We start from the raw sequence: 9,267 nt of genomic DNA, 5'->3' as shown, positions 1-9,267 counted from the left end.
TCCCTCACCCTTCCCCGTCCCCCATACCCCGGCCCAACAGCAGGCTATTGCTGAGTTACGGGTGTTCCAACGCACGGCCCCGATCGCGGAATTTAACCGCCTAGTCGCCCAGATCAATCAGGCCCGCCGCCAATACGCGATCGCCCTCGCTGCCATCCACGCGGGGCCGCCGACGGGGGGAGCGCCCACCGCTGCTGGTAAGACCGATGCCCTTTACGATGCGTCCCTGCTGGCCCTGACCCCGGAAGAGTGGCAAACGACCCAAAGAAGCGTGCGGCAGGTGGCCCGTCGGATGACCACCCAGGGGATTCCGCCCGGTTTACCCCAGCAATTCCTGCGGGAAGCGGCGGCCTTGCACTTCCAAGGCACGGTACCCCAGGTCGCCAAACCCTTGGCCATGCGGCTGTTATTAAATAGCCTGAAGCCCAACCTGATTGAGGACAAGGAGCAAACCCGTATTCGCGCGGAACAAGCCGCCCGGGATGTTCCGCCAGTGATGGTCAGTGTTAGGCGCGGTGAAATTATTGTCCAGGCCAATGAAATGATTACGCCAGCCCAGTTTGCCCTGCTGGACTACTTTGATCTCAGCCAGCGCGGGTTGAATTGGTGGGGCTTAGTGAGCTTCGGGGGGCTGATCACCGGGGGAGTGGGGGTCTTCTGGATCATCCAACGGCGGTTTTACCCTGACCTCCGTCGCCGCGATCGCTTGCTATTGCTATTGCTGGCCCTGAGCACCCCCGTCTTTATTGCCCTCCATTTACCCTCGACGAACCTGGCGATGGTGGGCCTGCTGGTGGGCAGTTTCTATGGCTCAGTTCTGGGGGTGACCACGGTCGGATTGTTGAGTCTGGCTTTGCCGATCGGGATCGAATTGCAATGGGGCTATTGGTTTGCCAGTGCGGTGAGTGGGTTATTGGCGGCGTTTTTTGCCGGACGGCTGCGATCGCGGGAGGAATTGGCCCTGCTTGGTGGTGCGGTTGGCTTGACCCAGGGGGTCACCTATTTGCTGGTAACCTTTACCCTGAGTGCAGCGGCGGGCACAATCTGGCATAGCGTCCTGCTGGATGCGGCGATCCAGGGGGCCAAGGGGGTTTTGTGGAGCATTATCGCCCTAGGGTTGAGTCCGTACCTAGAGCATCTTTTTGATTTAGTGACGCCGGTTCGCCTGGCGGAGTTGGCCAATCCCAACCGTCCCCTCCTGAAACGTCTGGCTACCGAAGCCCCTGGCACCTTCCAACACACCCTGTTTGTGGCGACCCTGGCGGAAGCGGCGGCCTGTGCCCTAGGGTGCAATGTTGAACTCGTGCGCACGGGGACGCTGTACCACGATATTGGTAAAATGCACGACCCCCAGGGCTTTATTGAAAACCAAATGGGGGGACCGAATAAACACGATGAACTCAATGATCCGTGGCAGAGTGTGGCGATTATCAAAAAGCACGTCAGCGAAGGCTTAGTCATGGCCCGCCGTTACCGCTTACCGAAGGCGATTCGGGCCTTTATCCCAGAGCATCAAGGGACCATGTTGGTGAGTTATTTCTATCAGCAGGCCCAACAGCGGGCTAGTGAAGTCTCAGCCCCTAGCCCTGTTCACGCCGTGTCGCCATCGGAGGATCGCGCAGCGTTGCTCCTGGAGATGGCGAATCGCCCCTTGGATGAAGCTTACTTTCGCTACGATGGACCGATCCCACAATCCAAGGAAACGGGGATTGTCATGCTGGCTGACTCCTGTGAAGCCGCCCTGCGATCGCTCAAGGATGCCACCCACGAAGAGGCCCTGCGTATGGTGAATAAAATTCTCCGGGCACGCTGGCAGGATAACCAACTGGTGGATTCTGGCCTCAGCCGCGAGGACCTCGCCCAAATTGCGGAAATTTTTGTCCTTGTCTGGCAGCAGTATAATCACAAGCGGATTCCTTATCCGAAAGTGATGCCGCCCAAGACCGCGATCGGGGCCTGTTCGTCCTAGTACAGTCAACATAAAGTTTCGCAACGTTTTGGTAGTAACGACTTGAGGCATTGCAGGCTAAAGCCAGAACTACAAACGTTGCATAATCGGTTATGCGCTGCATTAGTAGCACAGCCAGCTAAAGATTATCCCTCTCGGCCAGCTTAGCCCAAATGGATGAGTCCCAGTCCCCCTGCGCCTGGCGACGAGGCTTAGACAGCCGAGCTGGCTTTCCCCAGGAGGTGGGCACACCCTCACTGCCGAGGATTAACGCAATACAGCTTGCTGCAAATACTCATGCGGATGGCGAGACTCGAACTCGCACGGATATACCACACGCCCCTCAAACGTGCGCGTCTACCAATTCCGCCACATCCGCAAGGTGCCAATTGATTTGGCTTTCCCATCCTAGCACGACGCGTCCCGAATCGTAGCGCTCCTCCCCCTAGCCATCACAAAGTTTATCCCAACCGCCTGCCCGACCTGCCCACCCGTCTGCGATAATCGCAACCACCCCCCTGGCTCAATGTTGAAGTTGGAAGTCTGCCCATGCCGCCTACCCCACCGCCCCAGGCTACCCCGCTGCTGTTGCTCGTTGATGGCCACTCCTTGGCTTTCCGGGCCTATTATGCGTTTGCCAAAAGCCGGGAGGGGGGCTTGCGGACGACGACGGGAATCCCCACCAGCATTTGCTTTGGGTTTCTCAAGTCCCTGTTGGAGGTGGTGCAGACGGAGGCCCCTAGGGCGATCGGGGTGGCTTTTGATGTGAGGGAACCGACGTTTCGCCATGAGGCGGATGAAAACTATAAGGCGGGTCGCCCGGAAACGCCAGAGGACTTTATCCCCGATCTGCACAATTTGCGGGAACTGTTGCAAGCGCTGGGTCTACCGATTCTGGAGTTACCCGGTTATGAGGCCGATGATGTCTTGGGAACCCTGGCCCAACAGGCGGTGGCCGCAGGCTATCGGGTAAAGATTTTAAGTGGCGATCAGGACTTATTTCAGCTTGTGGATGCCGATCGCGGTATTTCGGTCTTGCACCTGAGCGGCGCTTTTGCCCAACGGGGCAGAGCCGTCCCCCCGCGTGAGTTTGGTCCTGCGGAGGTGGAGGAGAAGTTAGGGATTCGACCGGAGCAGGTGGTGGACTATAAGGCACTTTGTGGGGATGCGTCGGACAATATTCCTGGGGTGCGGGGCATTGGCCCGAAAACGGCGGTGCAATTATTGAAAGAGTACGGTTCCCTGGCGCAGATCTATCAATCGTTACCGGCGATTAAACCCGCCCTGCGACAAAAATTAGCGGATCAACAGGATGTGGCTCGCCATTCCCAATATTTGGCCCAGATCCACTTAAATGTTCCCTTATCCATAGCTTGGGAGAGCTTGCAGCTAAAGGGGTTTGCGACTGATGCGGTGATCCCAATTTTAGAAAAGCTGGAATTACGATCGTTCCTCAGTCAGATCGAACGGTTGCAACTGCAATTGGGGGGCGATCGCGCCCATGAGACTACCCCCGCTGAGGCTTGGGCGGAGCCGGGCGAAGCGCGTCCTGAGCGGGCAGGCAGTCTCGCAAACCCGAATCCCTTAGAAAATACCGATGAAAATACTGATGAGGCGATCGCGTTTTTCACTGCCGAAGAGACGATCGCCGCGCAGCAGGCCCCCCCCGCCCCGGCTTCAGCCCTACCCGTCCCGGTTGCGGTTATTGATACCCCGGAGAAATTAGCCGAACTCGTGGCCCAATTGGTGACCTGCACCCAGTCTCCCGTGGCCTGGGATACGGAAACTACGGCCCTCGACCCCCTCAGTGCCGACTTAGTGGGGATTGGTTGTTGTTGGCAACCCGTGGGCAGCCCCGACCTGCGCATTGCCTACTTACCTGTTGGTCATCACCAGGGTCAAAATCTCCCTAAAACCGAGGTGGTAACCGCCCTACGTCCAATTCTCGAAAATCCTGACCTGCCCAAGGTTTTCCAAAATGCCAAGTACGATCGCCTTGTGCTCCGCCGCCAGGGAATACAATTGGCGGGTGTGGTGTTTGATACCATGCTGGCCAGCTATGTGATTAATCCGGAGGGTAGTCATAACCTGAGTGATTTGTCGGCCCGTTATTTAGGTATCCGTGCCCAGAGTTATCGCGAATTGGTTGCGAAAAATCAGACGATCGCGGATATCGATATTTCCCGTGCGGCCACCTATTGTGGGCTGGATGTTTATACCACGTTTTGTCTCGTTGAAAAATTACAGGCTGAATTGGATGCGGTACCCGCCCTCGCAACGCTCTTCAAAACTGTAGAGTTACCTCTAGAGCCGGTCTTGGCCGCAATGGAATATCGCGGTATTCGGATTAATTCTGCCTATCTGCAAGAATTTTCCCAACAGTTAGATCAGGATCTCAAAGCCATTGAAGCTAAAGCCTATGCGATCGCAGGTGCGCCCTTTAACCTGGCCTCACCCAAACAACTCAGCCAACTGCTATTTGAAACCCTGGGTTTAAATACCAAAAAGACGCGGAAAACCAAGTTGGGATATTCGACGGATGCGAGCGTTTTGGAAAAATTACAGGGCGATCATCCGATTATTGATGCGATTTTGGAACATCGTAGCCTCTCGAAGTTAAAGTCAACCTATGTGGATGCATTACCTAATTTGGTGCGGGCGGACACAGGTCGCGTGCATACCGATTTCAACCAGGCCATCACTGCTACGGGCCGCCTGTCCTCCTCCAATCCTAACCTGCAAAACATTCCGATTCGGACCGCCTTTAGTCGGCAAATTCGCCAAGCCTTTATTCCAGAACCGGGTTGGCTACTCGCTGCCGCCGATTATTCCCAAATTGAGTTACGCATCCTGGCCCACCTCAGTCAGGAACCCGTGTTGCTGGCCGCCTATCAAAATAACGAGGATGTCCATACCCTGACGGCTCGTCTGCTCTTGGATAAGGCAACGGTTACTGCCGAAGAACGTCGTCTGGGCAAGGTGATTAACTTTGGGGTGATCTATGGCATGGGCGCCCAACGCTTTGCCCGGGAAGCGGGAATTGATTCCAGCGATGCGAAGCAGTTTATTGAACGCTTTAATCAGCGATATCCAGCCGTATTTGCCTATTTGCAGCGAATGCAACGACAGGCGATCGGTCAGGGCTATGTGGAAACGATTTTCGGGCGACGGCGGTATTTTAATTTCGCCAGTGAGGCTCTCCAGCGTTTGCGGGGAACTGAGCCAGACCAGATCGATCTGGATAAGGCACGATCGGCTAATGCCTACGATGCGGGCCTACTCCGGGCGGCGGCCAATGCCCCGATTCAGGGTTCCAGTGCTGACATTATTAAAATTGCGATGGTGCGTTTACAAACCGTCCTGAAGGACTATCAAGCCCACCTCCTGTTGCAGGTCCATGATGAATTGGTGTTGGAAGTCCCACCCTCGGAATGGCCTGATTTGGAATATCGCATTAAGACTACAATGGAAGCTGCCGTGTCCCTGAGTGTTCCGTTGGTTGTGGAGGTGCGGGCCGGGGAGAATTGGATGGTCGCAAAGTAGTTTTCATCCCATTCCTCCTGGGTATTCTAAGGCAAAGTAATGTTATGATTTACCGTCTTGATTAAATATGATGTGGCATCTATGGAATACGTGTTAAAAGTTAAGCGATTGCGCGAAAATGCCTGCATCCCTGCCTATGCCCATGAAGGAGATGCGGGGCTGGATCTGTTTGCCAATGTCGAAGCCTCCATTCAACCGGGTGAAAGCACTTTAATTCCTACGGGTATTTGTCTTGAATTACCACCGGGTACCGAGGCCCAAATTCGCCCCCGCAGTGGCCTTGCCTTAAAACACCAGATCACGGTTCTGAATTCGCCTGGGACCATTGATGCGGGCTATCGCGGTGAAATCGGCGTCATCCTGATTAATCACAGCCGAAAAGTATTTAAGGTAGCAGTCGGGATGAAGATTGCACAAATGGTGATTCAACCGGTCATTCGCGTTAAAGTTGAAACCAGTGAAGAATTAGCCGTAACCACACGAGGAGAGAATGGCTTTGGTTCAACCGGCTTATGAGCGGCCAACTTGGGATGAGTATTTCTTGATGCTGGCCAAGCTTGCTGCTACACGATCGACGTGTTTAGCCTTTCCTGTTGGGGCTGTTATCGTTAAGAACAAACAGGTTCTTGCAACGGGCTACAATGGTCCTCCTTCTGGTTCTGAGCATTGTATTTCCCAAGGTTTTTGCTATCCTGGTCTGCCGAGTTGTGATGCCAGCCAAGATTTACCTTCGCGGGCAGTCCATGCGGAAGCGAATGCCATTGCCCAGGCAAGTAAACATGGCATTGCCACGGAGGGGGCCAGTATCTACGTTACCTTGGAACCTTGCCTTTCTTGCCTCAAACTGGTCATGTCAGCGGGCATTCGAGAAATCTACTACGAAACCCCCTATATCAGTAAAACCAGTGCTCAAGTGCGCGATCTGTTTGTGCAGGAAGGACTCATTCAAATTAAACAAATCCATCTGTCACCCACGATCGCGGCAAAGGCAGCCCAATCCTTACTGAAACCCACTTCCGTGCTTGACTCAGGACTTTAACCAGTTCACGTTTCCTCAGGTTGCTCCGTCATCCCCTAGGCACATAAACTCCGACGAATCTCGGTAATCTGGTCCGCAACTTCTAACAGGGAATTGGAAACGCTGGGACCGGTTAAAATAATATCCACTTGACTAGGCCGATCGCTCAACAGTGCTAGGACTTCTGTTTCTGGGATGAGGCCCAGGTTAATTGCTAGACTCAGTTCGTCCAAGACCACCAGAGCATACTGCCCAGCCCGGACAACCCGTTGCGTGTACTGCCAGAGATCTTCAATTGCCTTGGCTTCCGCTGGTTCGATCGCGGCGTTATCAATACAGCGGGGTAAGTCACAGCGAATCCAGTCGAGGTTTTGGCCCAACTGCACCGGACGATCGCAGCCTTGCCCAATCCCCCCTTTAAGGAATTGGACCACCAGTACTGGCGTTCCCTGTCCTGCGATCTGGAGTGCCTGGGCCATGACATTGGTGAAGAAATTGCGCTGGCTACAGGTAAACACTTGCACAAGGCCAGAAACCACATGGATCGGGGGCCGATCGGGGTCAAATGCGGCAACTTTTAGTTGGGAAACCATAGAATACCCCTTCACGATGGCAAAAAAAGGCGATGGGTGGACAGCGTTACTATCATCCCCATCCGTCGGATCATCGCTTTGATGACCTTAGTGAGGCTGATCATCTCGGTGAGCTGAAAATGCGAGTTTAAAATTCAACGCTAGCTAAACTGACTTGATGCAAATTGACCGACCTTAAACCCAGGCAACCCATACTTAAGGTTTTCGCCAAAGGGTATACCGGTCACACAATCTGGGAGAACGGGCTAAACAAAACTCAAATATAGTGTTTTTGAAACCAGGACTCCCCCATAAAACACTAGATGTGTGTCATTCGTCAATAGCGATCGTGTTCCAAAATGTAACAGCCCCCCAGCAGGAGAGGGCAGAGCGCTTCGTAGTGTAGGCAAGGGCGAAAAGCTTACGGGGAGTAGAACCTTACCTGAGGCAAGGGTTAGCCAGATGGGGGATACTATGCGACGCTACAGTGACCAAACTCGCAGCGACTGCTATGGACCCCCCTACCTCTACGTCAACTGCAAACCCAGCTGCGTCAGTGGGTACGTCCGCTGACCGTAGAAAATCTCCCGCAGCATCGACAGCAAATAGACCGGGGTCAGAATCCCCCCACCGCTGCCAACCGCACCACAATCACCCGGAAGGTCAAACTGTAGGCATCACTGGTGGCAAAGCTGACAAAGCCGCCCATCTCATTCAGCATCAGCGTAAAAGCTGAAGACCTCCTAATACTCAATTTTGGGATGACGATCGGGAGCTTTTGGGCGCGATCGCTTGTTGACATAACGGTTGAATTCACCCGCCGTCAGTGGCTTTGGGTACTTGTCAAGGTCTAGCATAAGGTCGGGTGCAGTGATTGGTTAGACGGGCTTATATTTATAACTGAGTTCGAGTGCGTTACAAAAACTATTGAGACGATTCAGCAACGCATTATAGTAGGAGTAAGCATCGTCTTGTTCATCTTGGAGGCGGGCATACAAGGTTAGCTCTGGTTCGGGGTCTAGGTGATCTTTGGGAATATTTAAACCGGCTTTGGTTAAGCGTGTTGCGGCGATCGCAACTAGCAATGCCCCAATTGTACTGGACTCACCACTATGAAGATCGCTCAGTCCAGACAAAATGATCTCAGCTCCTGGCAACTCATTGAGATTCATGATTGTTCCTCCTCTGGTTGATCTTCAAAACATTCAATAAAGTCCTCGATTCTGCTTCTGAGTATATCAGGGTTAAGAGAGGGGAATCGGATTAGTTCAGGTACAATCGCCTCAAAGCAATCCCGTAGCTCACTCAAAGAGAATAATTTCTGTTTGTACATAGCTTCAACATCTTTAAGGTCGCGATCAAATCCCCTAGATAGTTTAGAAAGAGCTTGGGCTGTAAAATCATAGTGATAGAATGAGATTTGACCGCGTTTACCAATGAATACGCTTCGATCACGCCATCCTGGAACGGGAGGTAAGAAATCCTGTGGAGAGGCTAGTTCGATATTGATGTTCAACTCTTGTTTAAGTTTGGCGATCGCTTGAAAAATTCCTGATGGTTCTGGATCTAGGCGAATGTCAATATCCACAGTAGAACTACGCCAACCCATGAGTAAAGCACTAGCGCCACCTGTAAAGTAGATACAGCCTGAACTGCGAGCTTCTTTCCCTAATGCTTCCATGAGTTCCTCGATTTTCCGAGAGTCGACATTTGAGCGCATAAGGTTTGACAGGAATGTGGCTAAACATCTCTAATGTAGCAGGTTTCACTAGGAGCAACTTACCCAGAAGTTCGGAAAATTATAGAATCTGATTCAATTTCAGGCTGATTCAATAAACGTAGCTGTCCCTCAACTGCATCCCCATTTACAAAAATCTTCTCAGGAGAAAATTGGGTTCTTCTGGGTTTTTGGTGAATATGTTACAATGGATGCTAATAGTGCGTTGGTGATGAAGCAATGGACTGGCATTTGGATTCTCTACTTAACTTGCCAAACGTTACCGTTGAAATCTGCACTCAGGAAGCCGAGCAAGTATTCCTACAGTTAGACTTATTAAACGAAGCAGCCACTTGCCCTTACTGTCAGACTAGCAGTCATAAGCTGCATCAGAATCGGCCCGTATTCGTGCGTGATCTTGCAATTTTTGGTCGGCCAGCATACTTGCGAATTCCGCGTCGCCAATTCT

General features: G+C 52.7%; 9 protein-coding genes and 1 tRNA gene. 5 read left to right on the top strand and 5 right to left on the bottom strand.

The annotated features are described in order from the left end of the window. On the top strand, nucleotides 1–1,969 hold a 1,969-nt coding region (locus tag ACWIUF_RS05665; RefSeq protein ID WP_448571315.1), incomplete at its 5' end, for an HD family phosphohydrolase. Between the two features lie 277 nt (nucleotides 1,970–2,246). Here the strand turns inward: ACWIUF_RS05665 and ACWIUF_RS05660 are convergent. Then, nucleotides 2,247–2,327, bottom strand: a tRNA-Leu gene (locus ACWIUF_RS05660). A 170-nt stretch (nucleotides 2,328–2,497) separates the two neighbouring features. Here ACWIUF_RS05660 and polA point away from each other — a divergent pair. The 3 genes from polA (at nucleotide 2,498) to ACWIUF_RS05645 (ending at nucleotide 6,530) form a co-directional block, all read left to right on the top strand. Next, a complete protein-coding gene (gene polA, locus ACWIUF_RS05655) occupies nucleotides 2,498–5,491 on the top strand; it encodes a DNA polymerase I (protein ID WP_448571314.1) in 2,994 nt (997 codons plus the stop codon). Nucleotides 5,492–5,572: 81 nt separating this feature from the next. After that, nucleotides 5,573–6,007, top strand: coding sequence for a dUTP diphosphatase (gene dut / locus ACWIUF_RS05650; protein WP_448571313.1), 435 nt, complete (start codon nucleotides 5,573–5,575; stop codon nucleotides 6,005–6,007). Beyond that, on the top strand, nucleotides 5,988–6,530 hold the full coding sequence (locus tag ACWIUF_RS05645; protein ID WP_448571312.1) for a deoxycytidylate deaminase: 543 nt from the start codon (nucleotides 5,988–5,990) through the stop codon (nucleotides 6,528–6,530). The genes dut and ACWIUF_RS05645 overlap by 20 nt, the downstream gene beginning before the upstream one ends. A gap of 35 nt (nucleotides 6,531–6,565) precedes the next feature. Here ACWIUF_RS05645 and ACWIUF_RS05640 read toward each other — a convergent pair whose 3' ends face one another. From ACWIUF_RS05640 to ACWIUF_RS05625, 4 genes are all read right to left on the bottom strand, one after another. Beyond that, nucleotides 6,566–7,102: a P-loop NTPase family protein gene (locus tag ACWIUF_RS05640; RefSeq protein WP_448571311.1), complete on the bottom strand. Its 537-nt coding sequence runs from the start codon at nucleotides 7,100–7,102 to the stop codon at nucleotides 6,566–6,568. Between the two features lie 595 nt (nucleotides 7,103–7,697). After that, nucleotides 7,698–7,883: a hypothetical protein gene (locus ACWIUF_RS05635; protein ID WP_448571316.1), complete on the bottom strand. Its 186-nt coding sequence runs from the start codon at nucleotides 7,881–7,883 to the stop codon at nucleotides 7,698–7,700. 76 nt (nucleotides 7,884–7,959) lie between these two features. Beyond that, complete coding sequence (locus ACWIUF_RS05630; RefSeq protein WP_448571310.1) at nucleotides 7,960–8,253, bottom strand: hypothetical protein; 294 nt, start codon at nucleotides 8,251–8,253, stop codon at nucleotides 7,960–7,962. Beyond that, nucleotides 8,250–8,762 (bottom strand): DUF6036 family nucleotidyltransferase, encoded by a 513-nt coding sequence (locus ACWIUF_RS05625; RefSeq protein ID WP_448571309.1) that lies wholly within the window; start codon nucleotides 8,760–8,762, stop codon nucleotides 8,250–8,252. Before ACWIUF_RS05625 ends, ACWIUF_RS05630 begins: the two co-directional genes overlap by 4 nt. Nucleotides 8,763–9,038: 276 nt before the next feature. Here ACWIUF_RS05625 and ACWIUF_RS05620 point away from each other — a divergent pair. Next, the coding region (locus ACWIUF_RS05620) for a transposase family protein (RefSeq protein ID WP_448571308.1) at nucleotides 9,039–9,267 on the top strand (229 nt) is incomplete at its 3' end.

The sequence above is a fragment of the Trichothermofontia sp. genome (assembly GCF_053493415.1).
The sequence above is the reverse complement of the archived record's forward strand: the minus strand, read 5'-3'. Positions and strand labels throughout refer to the sequence as shown.

What these genes read in the sequence shown, in the direction of transcription:
- ACWIUF_RS05625 (WP_448571309.1), bottom strand. Translation starts at nt 8,762, where the DNA reads ATGGAAGCATTAGGGAAAGAAGCTCGCAGTTCAGGCTGTATCTACTTT.
- ACWIUF_RS05630 (WP_448571310.1), bottom strand. Translation starts at nt 8,253, where the DNA reads ATGAATCTCAATGAGTTGCCAGGAGCTGAGATCATTTTGTCTGGACTG.
- ACWIUF_RS05640 (WP_448571311.1), bottom strand. Translation starts at nt 7,102, where the DNA reads ATGGTTTCCCAACTAAAAGTTGCCGCATTTGACCCCGATCGGCCCCCG.
- dut (WP_448571313.1), top strand. Translation starts at nt 5,573, where the DNA reads ATGGAATACGTGTTAAAAGTTAAGCGATTGCGCGAAAATGCCTGCATC.
- polA (WP_448571314.1), top strand. Translation starts at nt 2,498, where the DNA reads ATGCCGCCTACCCCACCGCCCCAGGCTACCCCGCTGCTGTTGCTCGTT.
- ACWIUF_RS05635 (WP_448571316.1), bottom strand. Translation starts at nt 7,883, where the DNA reads ATGTCAACAAGCGATCGCGCCCAAAAGCTCCCGATCGTCATCCCAAAA.